Below are 16,177 nucleotides of genomic sequence, written 5' to 3'. Positions count from 1 at the left end.
AACGACTCATGAGTCGCTAAGATCCATCTCCGAGGAAGGACTTCGCATGATCCGAACCCTGGCGGATGCCGTACCCCGCCGCGTGCCGCGCCGGCCACTGGCCGCGCTGGCGCTCGCCGCACTGGCCGCCGGCTGCGCCGCACCACCCGACCGCGGCGCACCGCCGGTGCCGCCGGCCGCGCCGCCCGGCGTGATCCGCGCCGCCGACGCCGGCGCCACCGTGCCGGGCTGGCGCGAGTACTTCGCCGAACCCGGCCTGCAGGCGCTGATCGCCCAGGCGCTGGCGAACAACCGCGACCTGCGCATCGCCGCGCGGCGCGTCGACGAAGCCGCCGCCGGCTACGGGCTGCAGCGCGCCGACGAAGGGCCGACGATCGGCCTGCAGTCGCGCGGCATCCGCTACCACACGCCGGCCGACCTGAGCCTGACGCGCCAGGCCGGCACGGCCGGCGCGCAGAGCGCCGGCCTCGGCTTCTCGAGCTGGGAAGTCGACCTCTTCGGCCGCCTGCGCGCGCTGTCGGACAGCGCGCGTGAACGCTGGCTGGCCAGCGAGGCCGCACGCCGCGCCGTCGAACTGCAGCTCGTCGCCCAGGTCGCCGACGGCTACTTCGGCCTCTGCGAGCTGGACGAACGCCTGGCGCTGGCACGCGAGACGGTGGCCAGCCGCCGCGAGAGCCTGCGCATCACCAGCCGCCGCGTCGAGGTCGGCTCGAGCTCGAAGCTGACGCTGCTGCAGGTGCGCACGCTGCTGACGCAGGCGCAGTCGCTGGTGGCGACGCTGGAACGCGAACGCGCCGCGCAGCTGGAAGCGCTGGCGCTGCTGGCCGGCGCGAGGCCGGTGCTGCCCGAGCCGCTGCCGCGCCTGGACACTCTGGCCGCACTCGCACCGCTGGCGCCCGGGCTGCCGGCGACGCTGCTCGAACGCCGGCCGGACCTCGTCGCCGCCGAGGCCCAGTTGCGCGCCAGCCGCGCCAGTGTCGCCGCGGCGCGGGCCGCCTTCTTCCCGCAGGTCACGCTGACCGGCCAGTGGGGCAACGCCAGCGCCGAGCTGTCGGGGCTGTTCGAGGCCGGCAGCCGGCAATGGCTGTTCACGCCGTCGATCGCGCTGCCGCTGTGGGACTGGGGGCTGCGCGCACGCAACCTCGATCTCGCCGAGGCGCGGCGCGACATCGCCGTCGCGCAGTACGAGAAGAGCGTGCAGGCGGCGTTCCGCGACGTGGCCGACGCGCTGTCGGCGCGCCACTGGGTCGACGAGCAGGTGCTCATCGCCGGCGACGCACTCGCCGCGCAGCGCGAACGCGCCCGGCTGGCGCGGCTGCGCTGGGACACCGGCTCCTCCAGCTTCCTCGACGTGCTCGACGCCGAACGCGACCTGCTGGCCGCGCAGCAGGCCGAGGTGCAGGCGCGCCGCGGCGCGCTGGCCGCCCGCGTCGCGCTGTTCGCCGCGCTGGGCGGCGGCACGGCCGCCACTCCTTCTTCCGAACCGGATCACCTCACGCCATGAACGCAGCACTCCGCAAGTACTCGACCTGGATCGTGCTGGCCGCCGTGGTGGCCGCGGTCGCCGTGCTCGCGCTGAAGGCGCGCGGCAACGGCGACGAGCCCGGCCTGGTGTCCGGCAACGGCCGCCTCGAAGCCACCGAGATCGACGTCGCCGCCAAGATGGCCGGCCGGGTGGAACGCATCAGCGTCGCCGAAGGCGATTTCGTCCGCGCCGGCCAGCCGCTGGCGACGATGCAGACGAGTTCGCTGCAGGCCCAGCACGACGAGGCGACGGCGCGGCTGGCGCAGGCCGAGAGCACGGTGGCCAGCGCCCGCGCCCAGGTCGCGGTGCGCGAAGCCGACCGCCGCGCCGCCGAGGCCCAGGTCGCGCAGCGCGAGAGCGAGCTCGACGCGGCGACGCGCCGGCGCGAACGTTCGGCCTCGCTGCAGGCCGAAGGTGCCTCGTCGGCGCAGGAAGTCGACGACGACAACGCGCGTGTACGCGGCGTGCAGGCGGCGCTGGTCGCCGCGCGCGCCCAGGTCGCCGCCGCCGAGGCCGCGGCCGCGGCCGCACGCACCCAGGTCGACGGCGCGCTGGCGACCGTCGAGGCGGCGCGCGCCACGGTGGCGCGCATCCGCTCCGAGCTCGACGACACGGTGCTCGTCGCGCCACGCGCCGGCCGCGTGCAGTTCCTCGTCGCCCAGCCGGGCGAGGTGGTCGGCGCCGGCGGCAAGGTGCTCAACCTCGTCGACTTGGCCGACGTCTACATGACCTTCTTCGTGCCCGAGGCCGCCGCCGGCCGGCTGGCGCTGGGTTCGGAGGTGCGCATCGTGCTCGACGCCGCGCCCGGCGCGGTGATCCCGGCGCAGGTCAGCTTCGTCGCCAGCACCGCGCAGTTCACGCCGAAGACGGTGGAGACGGCCAGCGAGCGCCAGAAGATGATGTTCCGCGTGAAGGCGCGCATCGCGCCCGAGCTGCTGCAGCGCTACCGCGATCAGGTCAAGACCGGCCTGCCCGGCGTCGCCTGGGTGCGCACCGACCCGGCGCAGCCCTGGCCCGAACACCTGGCGACGAAGGTCAAGCCGTGACCGAGCCCGTCGTCCGCGCCGAAGGCCTGACGCTGGCCTATGGCGCGGTGCAGGCGCTGGCCGACGTGTCGCTGGCCTTGCCGGCGGGCTGCCGGGTCGGGCTGATCGGCCCCGACGGCGTCGGCAAGTCCAGCCTGCTGTCGCTGGTGGCCGGCGCGCGCGCGCTGCAGCAGGGCCGGCTGCAGGTGCTGGGCGGCGACATGGCCGATGCCGCGCACCGCAGCGCCGCCTGCCCGCGCATCGCCTACATGCCGCAGGGGCTGGGGCGCAACCTCTACCCGACGCTGTCGGTCGAGGAGAACCTGCAGTTCTTCGGCCGGCTGTTCGGCCACGGCGCCGACGAGCGCCGCCGGCGCATCGACACGCTGACCGCGGCCACCGGCCTGGCGCCCTTCCTGGACCGCCCGGCGGGCAAGCTCTCCGGCGGCATGAAGCAGAAGCTGGCGCTGTGCTGCGCGCTGATCCACGACCCGGACCTGCTGATCCTGGACGAGCCGACGACCGGCGTCGACCCGCTGTCGCGCGCCCAGTTCTGGGACCTGATCGACTCGCTGCGCGCCGACCGGCCGCAGATGAGCGTCGTCGTCGCCACCGCCTACATGGAAGAGGCCGAACGTTTCGACTGGCTGGTGGCGATGGACGGCGGCCGCGTACTGGCCACCGGCACGCCGGCCGAGCTGCGTGCGCGCACCGGCTGCGCGGCGCTGGAACAGGCTTTCATCGCCCTGCTGCCCGAGGAGCGCCGCCGCGGCCACCGCGCCGTCGAGGTGCCGCCGCTGGCCGAAGGCGGCGAGGACGAGATCGCCATCGAGGCCCAGGGGCTGACGATGCGTTTCGGCGACTTCACCGCGGTCGACCACGTCGACTTCCGCATCCGCCGGGGCGAGATCTTCGGTTTCCTCGGCTCCAACGGCTGTGGCAAGTCGACGACGATGAAGATCCTGACCGGCCTGCTGCCGGCCAGCGAAGGCCGCGCCTGGCTCTTCGGCCACGAGGTCGACGCCGCCGACATCGGCACGCGCCGGCGCGTCGGCTACATGTCGCAGGCGTTTTCGCTCTACGGCGAGCTGACGGTGCGCCAGAACCTGGTGCTGCACGCGCGGCTGTTCCAGATGCCGGAGGAGACGATCGCCGAGCGGGTCGACGAGATGCTGGAGCGCTTCGACCTGCAGGCCGAAGCCGACACGCTGCCCGAGACTCTGCCGCTGGGCATGCGCCAGCGCCTGTCGCTGGCGGTGGCGATGGTGCACCGGCCCGAGCTGCTGATCCTCGACGAACCGACCTCGGGCGTCGACCCGATCGCGCGCGACCGCTTCTGGGAGCTGCTGATCGAGCTCGCGCGCCGCGACCGCGTGACGATCTTCATCTCCACGCACTTCATGAACGAGGCCGAGCGCTGCGACCGCATCTCGCTGATGCACGCCGGGTGCGTGCTGGTCAGCGACCGGCCGCAGGCGCTGCGCGAGGCGCGCGGCGCGGCGACGCTGGAGCAGGCCTTCATCGCCTGGCTGCGCGAAGCCGGCGGCGGTGACGCCGCGGCGCCCGCGCCCGCCGCGCCGCAGCCGGCCGTCACGCCGCCGCCCGTGCCGGCGGCGGCGCCCCGGCGCCACGCCTGGTTCAGCCTGCGACGGCTGCTGAGCTACAGCTCGCGCGAGGCGCTGGAGCTGCGCCGCGACCCGGTGCGCGCGACGCTGGCGCTGCTGGGCACGGCGATCCTGATGTTCATCGTCGGTTACGGCATCAGCATGGACGTCGAGGACCTTCCGTTCGCCGTGCTCGACGGCGACGACACCGTGCTCAGCCACGACTACGCGCTGCAGATCGCCGGCAGCCGCTACTTCATCGAGAAACCGCCGCTGGCCGGTCATGACGACATCGACCGCCGCATGCGCGCCGGCGAGATCGCGCTGGCCGTCGAGATCCCGCCCGGCTTCGAACGCGACCTGCTGCGCGGGCGCACGCCGACGCTGGGCGTGTGGGTCGACGGCGCGATGCCGACACGCGCCGAGACCGTGCGCGGCTACGTGCAGGCCATGCACCGCCAGTGGCTGGCGACCCAGGCCCGCGAGCGCCTGGGCGCGACGCTGGCCGCGCCGAGCTCGATCGAGCTGCGCTACCGCTACAACCCCGACGTGCGCAGCCTGCCGGCGATGGTGCCGGCGGTGATCCCGCTGCTGCTGCTGATGATCCCGGCGATGCTGGCCGCGCTGTCGGTGGTGCGCGAGAAGGAGCTGGGCTCGATCGTCAACCTCTACGTCACGCCGGTCACACGCGCCGAGTTCCTGCTCGGCAAGCAGCTGCCCTACGTGCTGCTGGCGATGCTGAACTTCGTGCTGATGTGCGTGCTGGCGGTCACCGTCTTCGGCGTGCCGATCACCGGCAGCTTCGTGTCGCTGGCGCTGGCGGCGCTGCTGTTCGTCGTCATCGCCACCGGCTTCGGGCTGCTGGCGTCGACCTTCACGCGCACGCAGATCGCGGCGATGTTCGTCACCATCATCGGCACCGTGCTGCCGGCGGTGCAGTTCTCCGGCCTGATCCACCCGACCAGCTCGCTCGAAGGGCTGGGCCGCGCGATCGGCAGCGTCTACCCGGCGACGCACTTCCTGACGATCAGCCGCGGCATCTTCGCCAAGGGGCTGGACGTGGCCGACCTGGCGCCGTCGTACTGGGCGCTGGCCGTCACCGTGCCGGTGGTGCTGGGGCTGGCCCTGGTGCTGCTGAAGAAGCAGGAGCGGTGATGAACAAAGCCTGGTTCGCCACCGTCTACCGCCTGGGCATCAAGGAGTTCTGGAGCCTGCTGCGCGACCCGATGATGCTGGTGCTGATCGCCTACTGCTTCACGATGGCGATCTACGCCGCGGCCACCGCGATGCCCGAGCCGCTGCACAACGCCACCATCGCCATCGTCGACGAGGACGACTCGCCGCTGTCGCAGCGCATCACGCAGGCCTTCTACCCGCCGCAGTTCCGCCCGCCGGTGCCGCTGACGATCGCCGAGGTCGACCCGGCGCTGGACCGCGGCAGCACCACCTTCGTGCTCGACATCCCGCCGGGCTTCCAGCGCGACGTGCTCGCCGGGCGCCAGCCGGCGATCCAGCTCAACATCGACGCCACGCGCATCAGCCAGGCCTTCACCGGCGGCGGCCACGTGCAGCAGATCGTCGCCACCGAGGTGGCCGAGTTCGTCGCCCGCCAGCGCGGCGGCGCGGCCACCGGCGTCGACCTGGCGCTGCGCATGCGCTTCAACCCGAACCTGGAGTCGATGTGGTTCGGCTCGCTGATGGAGCTGATCAACAACGTCACGATGCTGTCGATCATCCTCACCGGCGCGGCGCTGCTGCGCGAGCGCGAGCACGGCACGCTGGAGCACCTGCTGGTGATGCCGGTGACGCCGGCGCAGATCATGGTCGCCAAGGTGTGGTCGATGGGGCTGGTGGTGCTGGCGGCGGCCTGGTTCTCGCTGGCCTTCGTCGTGCAGCGGGTGCTGCAGGTGCCGGTCGAAGGCTCGATCGCGGTCTTCCTGCTGGCCGCGGCGCTGCACCTGTTTGCCACCACCTCGCTGGGCATCTTCCTGGCGACGCTGGCGCGTTCGATGCCGCGCTTCGGCATGCTGCTGGTGCTGGTGCTGCTGCCGCTGCAGCTGCTGTCCGGCGGCGTGACGCCGCGCGAGAGCATGCCGGCGCTGGTACAGGACGTGATGCTGGCGGCGCCGACGACGCACTTCGTCTCGGCCGCGCAGGCGGTGCTCTACCGCGGTGCCGGGCTGGACGTCGTCTGGCCGCAGCTGCTGGCGATCGCGGCGATCGGCGCGGTGCTGTTCGGCATCTCGCTCAAGCGCTTCCGGGAGTCGATCACGGGGCTGGCTTGAGGCGAGCCAGCCCGTTCTGAGACGCCGGCGCCACGCCGGCCGCGCTCCGGAGCCCGCACACCGCGCGGGCCGCGCACCGCAGCGGTGCCCACGCTCTACACTGGCGCGTTTGCCCGTTCATCACCCCGACACACACCCATGACCCGAGTCGTCATCAGCGGCACCGGCCTGTACCGCCCGCCCCACGTCATCAGCAATGCCGAGCTGGTCGAGGCCTACAACCGCTACGCCGAACTGCAGAACGAACGCCACGCCGAGGCCATCGCCGCCGGCGAGCGCCAGCCGATGGCCTCGTCCAGCGTCGAGTTCATCGAGAAGGCCTCGGGCATCAAGCAGCGCTACGTGCTGGTGAAGGACGGCGTGCTGGACCCGGCGCGCATGTATCCGCGCTTCGAGCCGCGGCCCGACGAGCAGCTGTCGCTGATGGCCGAGATCGCCGCCGACGCCGCGCGCCAGGCGCTGGCCGCGGCCGGCAAGACCGGCGCCGACGTCGACATGGTGCTGTGCGCCGCGTCGAACATGCAGCGCGCCTACCCGGCGATGGCCATCGAGATCCAGAACGCGATCGGCGCCGGCGGCTACGGCTTCGACATGAACGTCGCCTGCTCGTCGGCGACCTTCGCGCTCGAACAGGCGGTCAACGCGGTGAAGTCGGGCAGCGCGCGCTGCGTGCTCGTCGTCAACCCGGAGATCACGTCGGCGCACATCGAGTGGCGCGACCGCGACTGCCACTTCATCTTCGGCGACGTCTGCACCGCGCTGGTCGTCGAAGCCGCCGACACCGCCACCTCGGCCGACCGCTGGGAGGTGCTGGGCACCAAGCTGGCGACCAAGTTCTCGAACGCCATCCGCAACAACTTCGGCTTCATGAACTCGGCCGAGGACACCGACCCCGACGCGCGCGACAAGAAGTTCCGCCAGGAAGGCCGCAAGGTCTTCAAGGAAGTCGTGCCGATGGCCGCGGCGCACATTGCCGCGCACCTGGGCGCGCTGGGCCACGAGCCGACCGCGGTGCGCCGCTTCTGGCTGCACCAGGCCAACGTCGGCATGAACCAGCTGGTGCTGAAGAAGCTGGTCGACCACGAGGTCGGCGACGACATCGCGCCGCTGATCCTGGACGAATACGCCAACACCGCGTCGGCCGGCTCGATCATCGCCTTCCACGAGCACCGCGCCGACCTGGCGGCCGGCCACCTGGGCGTGATCTGCTCGTTCGGCGCCGGCTACTCGATCGGCAGCGTCGTCGTCCGCAAGGTCTGAACGCCAGCCACGCGACGGTCACGGGAGCGGGGCAGACTGCGGCGCGCGCCGCAGCGCCCACCCCGACGACGACCCACAGCCCTGTCCTGCGCCGCAGCGCACGTTCGCTCGGCGTGCTGGCCGTGCTGGCCGCCACCGCCGCCATGGCCGGCTGCGCCAGCCGGGCGGTCGTGCCGCCGCACGCGGCGCTGGCCTCGGCCGCCGAACTCGCCCCCGGCGACGGCCTTGCCGACACGCGCCAGCCGCTGTCCTACCGCGCGCCCGACACGCGCTGGGCCGACTACTCGCAGGTGATGCTGACGCCGGTGGCGCTGTACGCCGGGCACGATGCCGGCTTTCACGACGCCAGCGACGACGACAAGCGCGAGGTGCTGGCGGCGCTGCAGTCCTCGTTCGCGGCGGCGCTCGGCCGCCGCTACACGCTGGTCGCACGGCCGGGCCCGCGCACGCTGGCGGTGCGTGTCACGCTGACCGGCTTCGAGAAGAACACGCCGGTGCTGGCGACGCTGACCAAGCTGCTGCCGCTGGGGCTGATCCGCAACACGATCAAGAGCGCCAACAACGAGCAGGGCACGCTGTCGGGCTCGCTGAGCTACGCCGTCGAGGTCTACGACGCGTCGACCGACCGTCTGCTGCGCGCCTTCGTCGCCCGGCGCTATCCGAACGCGATGAACGTCGCGGCCACGCTGCGCACGCTGGACGCGGCACGCAGCGCCGCCCGCGACGGCGGCCTGGCCCTGCTCGACGAGCTGCGCTGACCCCGCGCCGCCGAGGCCCGAGACAAACAAAAAGGGCCTGGCTGAAAGCCAGGCCCTTTTGCTGTCTGGTGCCGGTGAAGAGAGTCGAACTCCCCGACGCAGCGCCCGTTATCCTTAAGAATCAAGTACTTAGCTTGTCACACGGGGCTGTCAGTGACACAGACCTGTGACACAGGAAGTCTAGCTGGCTCACGGAGGGGAAGCCAGGGGCAAAAGCAGGAGCGCGTGCCCGAGGTGGCAAAAAAAACAGGGCCTCGCGCAAGCATCCTGCACCCATACATCAGATGCCTTGACTCACCTGTGGCGCCGACCTAGCGACGCCCCCGCACTGGGACGATTGACCTGCGGCGACCGTGCTTGTGCAATCAGTATCCGCAGTAGCTCAATGCCGCCCCGCGCGAGCAGGCTCAGCACGGGCAGGCCTCCATAAAAAGCCGCCAAGTCATGAACGACAACACGATTTACGGAATCTTCCTAATCGCCTACATTTTTCCTTACGGCGCTTGGATGATCGCCCGGGACCAGAAGATCGAGATCCTAAAGCAGTTCTATCCCGGCAGGGCGGATCAGAGTTTACTGGAGCGACGGGAATACTCTATAGGCGGAATATGGTCAGCGGGCTTAGCGGTAATCCTGACAGGGTGGAGCTTGCACTGGGACGCCATCCTAACGATTCTCCTCGTTGGCGCAGCCTGGATAATCTGGGGCGCGGCCAGCCGCATGAAAATGCTAAGAAGTTTGCTGCAGAAGCGAAACGCCCGCGCGATAGTAGCAGCGACCGGCCTTTGGTGCGCCAGCGTCGGCGGCTGGTATCTCATATTCGCGGACAGGTACGGCTTTGAAGCTGGCGAAGCTGCACTAATAGCCGCAATCCCCGTTGCAATTGGACTGCTTGCCTACGCCGCCTTCTTATGGATTAAGAGGGCACCTCATCAGTAGCGGTACGCGACTTTGGCTGGGGTTACGTCTGCCGACTCAACAGGGCATCGACGCTCAGTGCCTAAGCCACTTGGCTAATCTCCGCGCAGTACCGTTTAACCGTACTCGCCGAGAGGCCCCAGTGAGCAGCGGTGACCGCGATGCTGGCTCCGTTCTCCGTTCGCCAGCGAGCCACTGCGGCTGCGTCGGCCTCCTTGGGCCGCCCCAGGCTCACCTTGCCCCGGTGCGTGCGTCCGGTGCGCTCCAGATGCTCCCTCGCGGTCGCTCGGCCCGCCTCGGTCCTCTCGGCGATCCTGCGGCGCTCCATGTCGGCCACCTGGGCCAGGACGGCCAGGATCAGTTCGCCGACGCCCTCGCCCATCGTGCCCAGGCCGCGGACCTCGACGGACACGCCCCGCTTGATGAGCTGCCGCACGGTGGCCTGAACGTCCAGGGCATCGCGCCCCAGGCGATCCACCGCGTAGACGTGGACCGAGTCGCCCTCTCGGACGTACCCCAGCAGGTCAGCGAAGCCGGGGCGCTGGGCGGCCGGGACGGCCCCGCTGATGCCTTCGTCCTTGAACTCGCGGTCGAAGCCGCCACCCATTGCGGCCCTTTGAGCTTCGATGCTCTGGTCGGCCGTCGAGACCCGGTAGTAAGCGATGCGTGCCATCCTCGGAGCGGATCAGAAGATACGGACGCATTCTGAACCAGCTCACAAGCCGCGATCAAGTACCTTTTGAGCCATCTCAGAGGGCTCCCGTCGGCCCGGCTCAGAACTTAGAACTTCTGGCCCAGCGTGCCCTTTAGCACCGCCTCGGACTCTCCTCGCCGGGGGAAAGCACATCGGGCTCCGGCAGACCGAGCGCCAGCCGCCACGACCTTCGGGCCGCATAGAGCGCCGAAGATGGCGCCCCAGTACCCAACCCTTGCCCGACCAGAGATCGAGGCCCTAAGGGGCTGTATTCGGCCCAGACGGGCATCCGCCGGCATCGACCTCCCCCCGGGGGCCATCCGTCCAGGCGACCGGCCCTGGGCTTTGCTGGAGGCGACGGGGGGAGTGGCGTCGAAGACGGCGGCAAAAGTGCTTCCGCGAATCTCCGGAGATCACCAAGTCCGGGATGCCGACGCCTGCCTCAAGGGGCCGACCTCCCCGCTTCGCCGCAACCAAGAGGTTCCCTTTGGAGTTCCTCTTAGGTTTATATCTACTGGTCATCTCTCCCGGTAGAACCTGAATAGGAGACCACGGGGAGCCAATAGGTCGCCCTACAGGAAACCTTTAAGTCCCCCCAGTCTTCACTGTCGCCCGACCGAACTCTTCAGCGGGGAGGGCGGGCTAGGCCCGACCCACGTCGGAGGCCCCCTCGGCCGCCCTGCGCTGCGGCGGAAGGCCCGTCGTGGCACCCAGGCGGGACGCTTCGCGCGACCTCTGGCCCGATGCTCTGGATCGCCGGCCGGCTGGCCTGGGCTCAGGGGACGCCGACGCCCCGGAAGCGCCGGCCCGGCCCCCGCTGGGTGTCCATGCGGGGCGGACGTAGACCCGGGGGAGCTGCAAGGTCGGGTAGGTCAGCTTGTTGACCCACTCGGCGAGCGCCTCGGTCGCATGCGTGTAGACCCTGCGGCCGGTGGACCCCCCTGGGCTGTGCCCGATGATGAGGTCGATGACCTCGTCAGGGACTGAAGCCGCCGCAAGACGTGAACGGACGGTGTGCCGCAGGTTGTGTGCATCCTTGCCGGCGCCCTTCTCGAAGCCCAGGGAAGCACGGTAGCCCGAGTACCAAGTCGAGAAGTAGCTGCCCGCTCGGTAGTTCTCCGGAACAGCGATGGCCGGGAACAGTTGCTCCCCGCCCAGTTCCCGGATGGCGTCCACGTACTCGACGAACCCGAGGCGGATCAATTCCCGGTGTATCGGCACCTTCCGGATGGAAGGAGCGGTCTTGACCCACTGCTCCGGTGCTTCGTCTCCCGTCGGGGCCGGCCGGATCTTCAAGACCGGGACGCTGGCAGGCGCGTGCAGGCCGTCCTCCATGACGATGTCATCGACCCGGAGCTGGCACAGTTCGGTGAGTCGGGCTCCGGTGTACAGCGCCAGCAACGGCACCCAGTAAGCCGCGTCCAGGCCCGCCTTGCTGGCGCTGGGAAGCCGGTATTGCTGGAACAGCAGCCCGCCGAAGAGCCGCGCGATCTCTGCCAGCGAGAAGCCTTCTCGAAACGGCGAAGTCAGCTTGCCGTCGACCTTGACGCCTTCGAACGGGTTCACCTCGATGACCTGATCGCCCAGGGCCAAGCGGAAGAGCGACCGTACCCATTCCAGATGGTCACGCGCGGTCTTGGCAGAAATGCCGCGCCGACCCAGCCAGTCTGCGAAGCCCTGGGCGTGCTTGCGGGTGACCAAGTTCACCCGCTGGACCAACAGGCTCCCCTCGGCGCATTTCTCGGTGCAGTAGGCACGGAAGAGATCGGCTGCACGGCGCACCTTCCGAGCCGTATCTTTCTTTCGCCCAGGCTTGCCCGCCCACTGCTCGACCAGCGACTCCAGCGTCACCACCTTGGCGGCCGCCTGGGGCTCGGGCTCGGCGAGCCTGCGGATGCGCTTCCGGTAGGCCTCGCGCTCGGGGTAGTCGACTGCCGGGCCGGCCGCGACCTCTAGCAAGAGGTGCTGAAGCACTTGGTAGTGGTCACACGCCGCGTTGATCAGGCGGTCGCGCCAGCCTGTCGGGAAATCGCTCAGCGCGACGCCATGGGTTCGGAGCGCATCGGCCAGCAGCGGCCCCGCCAAACTCCACTTGTCGTCGCGGGTAGCCCACTCCAGGGCATCGAGGCCTGCATCTGCCGCCATCACGGCGTTCTGCCGCCGGTCTCTGTCCCAGAGCGACGCACCGCGGCTCTCTTCCTCAATCGTCCGCAGCACGACCTCACCCAAGGCACGCTCGACCTCGCCCATCGTCAGGGGCGCCCGCTCCTCGTAGCCCGTCAGGCCATCCCGATCAGGCTTAGCACGCCCGGCGCGGACGTCCTCGAAGTGTTGAAAGGCGGCGGAGCGGAAACGAAGCAGCCTCAGTCGCGCTTCGGCCTTGCTCTCGGTCTTGAGGGTGCGCCGCAGGGGCGTCGACCCGAACAGATGCTGGAGATCCTTCGGGATGACCACTCGGCCCCACCAGATGGAGCCGCGCCGGTACAGGCCAGGTTCGCGCACGTCGTCTGCTTCGTCGGTCAAGAGGTTGACTGACACAGGCGAGTGACACAAAAACAAAGCCCCGATGCCGCCCTAAGTGCTTGTCCTAGGAGGGATCGGGGCCGAATGTGGTGCCGGTGAAGAGAGTCGAACTCCCGACCTTCGCATTACGAATGCGCTGCTCTACCAACTGAGCTACACCGGCGGCGTAAGCCCGCCACTATAGCACGGTTTGCCGAGGTTCCCGCAAGAGCCTCGTGCAACAGCTCGCTTTCCCAGGCACGGCGGGCCACGCGGCAGCAGGCCCGATACCCGCACACCACCAACGGGAAAGAGAGGGCGCCGAGAACCCGACAGGAACGCTAGGTATAGTTCGCGACTGCGCAGTCACCAAATGACCGGCGCGTTTGTCTGCTCTAGCGTCCCTCTTCACTACCGTCGGAGAAACTGCCATGCGTCACGAAACTGCCATTGCCAAAGAGACCGAACTGCGCCAGCTGGACCGGCTGGCCCTGCTGGCGATTCTCGCCATCAGCCTGGTTCCGCTGCTGCCCTACGCGCTGACCCCGCAGGGGCTGTAAGGCCGGACGGGCCCCGCGAGGCCCGGTTCCGGCAGACGACGCCCGGGCCGCGACCCGGGCGTCGTCGTTTTCAGCGCCGCCGCGGCGTCCTCAGCGCCTGCAGCGCCGCCTGCACGATGCTCGCCGCGTCGACCTCGAAGAACTCACGCAGCCGCCGCCGCGTGTCGCTGCGGCCGAAGCCGTCGGTGCCCAGCGTCACATAGCGTGCGTCGACGTATTCGGCGATCAGCTGCGGCCAGGCGCGCACGTAGTCGGTGGCCGCGACCACCGGCGCATCGCCGGCCAGCAGGCGCTCGACGTGCGACACACGCGGCTCGGCGAGCGGTTCGAGGCGGTCCAGCCGCCGGCATTCGGCGGCCTCGCGCGCCAGCTCGGCGAAGCTGGTGGCGCTGAACACCTCGCAGGCGATGCCGTGCTCGGCAGCCAGCGTGCGCGCCGCCGCCTGCACCTCGCGCAGGATCGCGCCCGAGCCGATCAGCCGCAGCCGTACCGGGCCGTCGCCGTGGGTCTCCAGCCGGTACAGCCCGCGCAGCAGGTCGTCGCGCACGCCTTCGGGCAGGCTGGGCATCGCGACGTTCTCGTTGGTCAGCGTGACGTAGTGGAACTCGTCGTGCTGCTCGACCAGCATGCGCTGCAGGCCATGCTCCAGGATCACCGCCAGCTCGCCGGCGTGCGCCGGGTCCCAGGCGCGGCAGGTCGGCACGGTGGCGGCGACGACGAGGCTGGAGCCGTCCTGGTGCTGCAGGCCTTCGCCGCCCAGCGTCGTGCGCCCGGCGGTGGCGCCGAACAGGAAACCGCGTGCACGCTGGTCGGCGGCGGCCCAGATCAGGTCGCCGACACGCTGGAAGCCGAACATCGAGTAGTAGATGTAGACCGGCAGCATCGGCAGCCCGTGCACCGCGTAGCTCGTCGCCGCGGCGATCCACGAGCTCATCGCGCCGGCTTCGTTGATGCCTTCCTCCAGCAGCTGGCCGTCGGCCGACTCGCGGTAGTACAGCATCGAGGCCGCGTCCTCGGGCTCGTAGCGCTGGCCGCCCGGCGCGTAGATGCCGATCTGGCGGAACAGGCTGGCCATGCCGAAGGTGCGCGCCTCGTCGGCGACGATGGGCACGACACGCGGGCCCAGCACCGGGTCCTTCAGCAGGCCGCCGAGCAGGCGCACGGCGGCCATCGTCGTGCTCATCTCCTTGCCGTCGGCGTCCAGCGCGAAGCTGCCCCAGGCCGCCAGCGGCGGCACCGGCAGCACCGGCGCGGCCGGGTTGCGCCGCGGCAGCGGCCCGCCGAGCGCGGCGCGGCGCTCGCGCAGGTAGCGCATCTCGGGGCTGTCGTCGGCCGGCTTGTAGAACTTCAGCGCCGCGACGTCGGCGTCGTCCAGCGGCAGCGCGAAGCGGTCGCGGAAGGCCTTCAGCGCCTCGACGTCGAGCTTCTTGGCCTGGTGCGCCGTCATGCGGCTCTCGCCGGCGCCGCCCATGCCGTAGCCCTTCTTGGTCTTGGCCAGGATGACGGTCGGCCGGCCGCGGTGCGCCTGCGCGGCGGCGAAGGCGGCGTGCAGCTTGCGCAGGTCGTGGCCGCCGCGTTTCAAGGCGTCGATCTCGGCCGGGCTCATGTGCGCCACCAGCCGCTGCACCTCGGGGTTCACGCGGAAGAAGTGCTCGATGTTGTAGGCGCCGTCGTTGGCACCCAGCGTCTGGTACTGGCCGTCGACGGTGCCGGCCAGCGCCTTCAGCAGCACGTGCTGCGTGTCGCGCGCGAACAGCGCGTCCCAGTCGCTGCCCCACAGCACCTTGACGACGTTCCAGCCGGCGCCTTTGAACAGCGACTCCAGCTCCTGGATGATCTGGCCGTTGCCGCGCACCGGGCCGTCCAGGCGCTGCAGGTTGCAGTTGACGACGAAACACAGGTTGTCGAGCTGCTCGCGCGCGGCCAGCGTCAGGCCGGCGATCGACTCGGGCTCGTCCATCTCGCCGTCGCCGAACACGCCCCAGACGCGCCGGCCCTCGGTCTGCAGCAGCCCGCGCGCCTGCAGGTAGCGCATGAAACGCGCCTGCCAGACGGCGTTCAGCGGCCCCAGGCCCATCGAGCCGGTGGGGAACTGCCAGAACTCGGGCATCAGCCAGGGGTGCGGGTACGAGCACAGGCCCGGGCCGGCGATCTCCTGGCGGTAGTTGGCGAGCTGCTGCTCGCTCAAGCGCCCTTCGAGGAAGGCGCGGGCGTAGATGCCCGGCGCCGAGTGCGGCTGGAAGAAGACGAGGTCGCCCGACTGGCCGTCGGCGCTGCCGCGGAAGAAGTGGTTGAAGCCGGCCTCGAAGATCTCGGCGGCCGAGGCATAACTGGCGATGTGACCGCCGAGCTCGCCGTAGGCCTCGTTGGCGCGCACGACCATCGCCAGCGCGTTCCAGCGCAGCACGGCGAGCAGCCGCTCCTCCAGCCGCAGATCGCCCGGATAGGCGCCCTGGCGCTCCAGCGGGATCGTGTTGCGGTAGGCCGAATACGGCGGCACGTGCGGCACGACGCCCAGCTGCTGCGCCTGGCGCTCGAGCTGCTCGAGCAGATACAGGCCGCGCTCGGGCCCGGCGTCGGCGACGACCGCCTGCAGCGCTTCCAGCCATTCCCGCGTTTCCTGCGGGTCGAGATCGGGGGATTCAAGGGATTCGGGTGCACCCATCGCGGCTCCATGCCGGCCTCGTGGGCCGGGGGCCGCAAGTCTAGGACGGACGCGCGCCGCCGGGGCGCGGCGGGGGCGATGGCGTGTCGCCGCCCTCGGCCAGCACGCGGCGCAGACGGCCGGCGATGCGCGCGGCCGGGCTGCGGCCGTTGCGGAAGGCGTCGAGCAGCGCGGCCAGCGCCGCCTCGTCGTCGGCGGCCGCGGCCGGGGCTGACGGGGCAGGCTCGTCCGACGGGACGGCCGGGGGGATGGTTCGGGTCATGGGTTTCCTTGGGCGGCGGCATCGGCCCGCCACGCTGCGCATCGTCGGCCGCACCGGGCCGGCGTGATGCGCCGAACAGCGTGCCGAATCGGGCCGTCGATGACGCCGTGTTGCGCGGC

General features: G+C 70.5%; 12 protein-coding genes and 1 tRNA gene. 8 read left to right on the top strand and 5 right to left on the bottom strand.

The window, feature by feature from the left end:
- Positions 1-46: 46 nt before the first annotated feature.
- From G5B56_RS13985 to G5B56_RS13955, 7 genes are all read left to right on the top strand, one after another.
- Positions 47-1,504, top strand: coding sequence for an efflux transporter outer membrane subunit (locus tag G5B56_RS13985; protein WP_164963595.1), 1,458 nt, complete (start codon positions 47-49; stop codon positions 1,502-1,504).
- Complete coding sequence (locus G5B56_RS13980; RefSeq protein WP_164963594.1) at positions 1,501-2,571, top strand: HlyD family secretion protein; 1,071 nt, start codon at positions 1,501-1,503, stop codon at positions 2,569-2,571. The genes G5B56_RS13985 and G5B56_RS13980 overlap by 4 nt, the downstream gene beginning before the upstream one ends.
- Positions 2,568-5,309 carry a ribosome-associated ATPase/putative transporter RbbA gene (rbbA, locus tag G5B56_RS13975; protein ID WP_164963593.1) on the top strand — a complete coding sequence of 914 codons (2,742 nt, stop codon included), beginning with the start codon at positions 2,568-2,570 and terminating at the stop codon, positions 5,307-5,309. The genes G5B56_RS13980 and rbbA overlap by 4 nt, the downstream gene beginning before the upstream one ends.
- On the top strand, positions 5,309-6,439 hold the full coding sequence (locus G5B56_RS13970) for an ABC transporter permease (protein WP_164963592.1): 1,131 nt from the start codon (positions 5,309-5,311) through the stop codon (positions 6,437-6,439). The genes rbbA and G5B56_RS13970 overlap by 1 nt, the downstream gene beginning before the upstream one ends.
- 138 nt (positions 6,440-6,577) lie before the next feature.
- On the top strand, positions 6,578-7,699 hold the full coding sequence (locus tag G5B56_RS13965) for a beta-ketoacyl-ACP synthase III (RefSeq protein ID WP_164963591.1): 1,122 nt from the start codon (positions 6,578-6,580) through the stop codon (positions 7,697-7,699).
- Positions 7,700-7,812: 113 nt separating this feature from the next.
- Positions 7,813-8,457 (top strand): DUF3313 domain-containing protein, encoded by a 645-nt coding sequence (locus tag G5B56_RS13960; protein ID WP_240920817.1) that lies wholly within the window; start codon positions 7,813-7,815, stop codon positions 8,455-8,457.
- Between the two features lie 444 nt (positions 8,458-8,901).
- Positions 8,902-9,396, top strand: coding sequence for a hypothetical protein (locus tag G5B56_RS13955; protein ID WP_164963590.1), 495 nt, complete (start codon positions 8,902-8,904; stop codon positions 9,394-9,396).
- A 61-nt stretch (positions 9,397-9,457) separates the two neighbouring features.
- On the opposite strand, the gene G5B56_RS13950 is transcribed toward G5B56_RS13955, so the two are convergent.
- From G5B56_RS13950 to G5B56_RS13940, 3 genes are all read right to left on the bottom strand, one after another.
- Positions 9,458-10,048 carry a recombinase family protein gene (locus G5B56_RS13950; protein WP_164963589.1) on the bottom strand — a complete coding sequence of 197 codons (591 nt, stop codon included), beginning with the start codon at positions 10,046-10,048 and terminating at the stop codon, positions 9,458-9,460.
- Between the two features lie 663 nt (positions 10,049-10,711).
- Positions 10,712-12,592, bottom strand: coding sequence for a DUF6538 domain-containing protein (locus tag G5B56_RS13945; protein WP_164963588.1), 1,881 nt, complete (start codon positions 12,590-12,592; stop codon positions 10,712-10,714).
- Between the two features lie 87 nt (positions 12,593-12,679).
- Positions 12,680-12,755 (bottom strand) — tRNA-Thr (locus G5B56_RS13940).
- Positions 12,756-13,002: 247 nt separating this feature from the next.
- On the opposite strand from G5B56_RS13940, the gene G5B56_RS20035 reads away from it, so the two are divergent.
- Positions 13,003-13,131 carry a hypothetical protein gene (locus G5B56_RS20035; protein ID WP_009857462.1) on the top strand — a complete coding sequence of 43 codons (129 nt, stop codon included), beginning with the start codon at positions 13,003-13,005 and terminating at the stop codon, positions 13,129-13,131.
- Positions 13,132-13,201: 70 nt separating this feature from the next.
- On the opposite strand, the gene mdeB is transcribed toward G5B56_RS20035, so the two are convergent.
- Both mdeB and G5B56_RS13930 read right to left on the bottom strand, forming a co-directional pair.
- Positions 13,202-15,796: an alpha-ketoglutarate dehydrogenase gene (gene mdeB, locus G5B56_RS13935; protein WP_164963587.1), complete on the bottom strand. Its 2,595-nt coding sequence runs from the start codon at positions 15,794-15,796 to the stop codon at positions 13,202-13,204.
- Positions 15,797-15,836: 40 nt separating this feature from the next.
- Positions 15,837-16,058 carry a hypothetical protein gene (locus tag G5B56_RS13930; RefSeq protein WP_164963586.1) on the bottom strand — a complete coding sequence of 74 codons (222 nt, stop codon included), beginning with the start codon at positions 16,056-16,058 and terminating at the stop codon, positions 15,837-15,839.
- Positions 16,059-16,177: the final 119 nt, after the last annotated feature.

Source organism: Rubrivivax sp. JA1026 (genome assembly GCF_011065555.1).
GTDB classification, from domain to species: Bacteria; Pseudomonadota; Gammaproteobacteria; order Burkholderiales; family Burkholderiaceae_C; genus Rubrivivax; species Rubrivivax benzoatilyticus.
The sequence above is the reverse complement of the archived record's forward strand: the minus strand, read 5'-3'. Positions and strand labels throughout refer to the sequence as shown.

What these genes read in the sequence shown, in the direction of transcription:
- mdeB (WP_164963587.1), bottom strand. Translation starts at nt 15,796, where the DNA reads ATGGGTGCACCCGAATCCCTTGAATCCCCCGATCTCGACCCGCAGGAA.
- G5B56_RS13950 (WP_164963589.1), bottom strand. Translation starts at nt 10,048, where the DNA reads ATGGCACGCATCGCTTACTACCGGGTCTCGACGGCCGACCAGAGCATC.
- G5B56_RS13930 (WP_164963586.1), bottom strand. Translation starts at nt 16,058, where the DNA reads ATGACCCGAACCATCCCCCCGGCCGTCCCGTCGGACGAGCCTGCCCCG.
- G5B56_RS13955 (WP_164963590.1), top strand. Translation starts at nt 8,902, where the DNA reads ATGAACGACAACACGATTTACGGAATCTTCCTAATCGCCTACATTTTT.
- G5B56_RS13965 (WP_164963591.1), top strand. Translation starts at nt 6,578, where the DNA reads ATGACCCGAGTCGTCATCAGCGGCACCGGCCTGTACCGCCCGCCCCAC.
- G5B56_RS13970 (WP_164963592.1), top strand. Translation starts at nt 5,309, where the DNA reads ATGAACAAAGCCTGGTTCGCCACCGTCTACCGCCTGGGCATCAAGGAG.
- G5B56_RS13985 (WP_164963595.1), top strand. Translation starts at nt 47, where the DNA reads ATGATCCGAACCCTGGCGGATGCCGTACCCCGCCGCGTGCCGCGCCGG.
- G5B56_RS13980 (WP_164963594.1), top strand. Translation starts at nt 1,501, where the DNA reads ATGAACGCAGCACTCCGCAAGTACTCGACCTGGATCGTGCTGGCCGCC.
- G5B56_RS20035 (WP_009857462.1), top strand. Translation starts at nt 13,003, where the DNA reads ATGCGTCACGAAACTGCCATTGCCAAAGAGACCGAACTGCGCCAGCTG.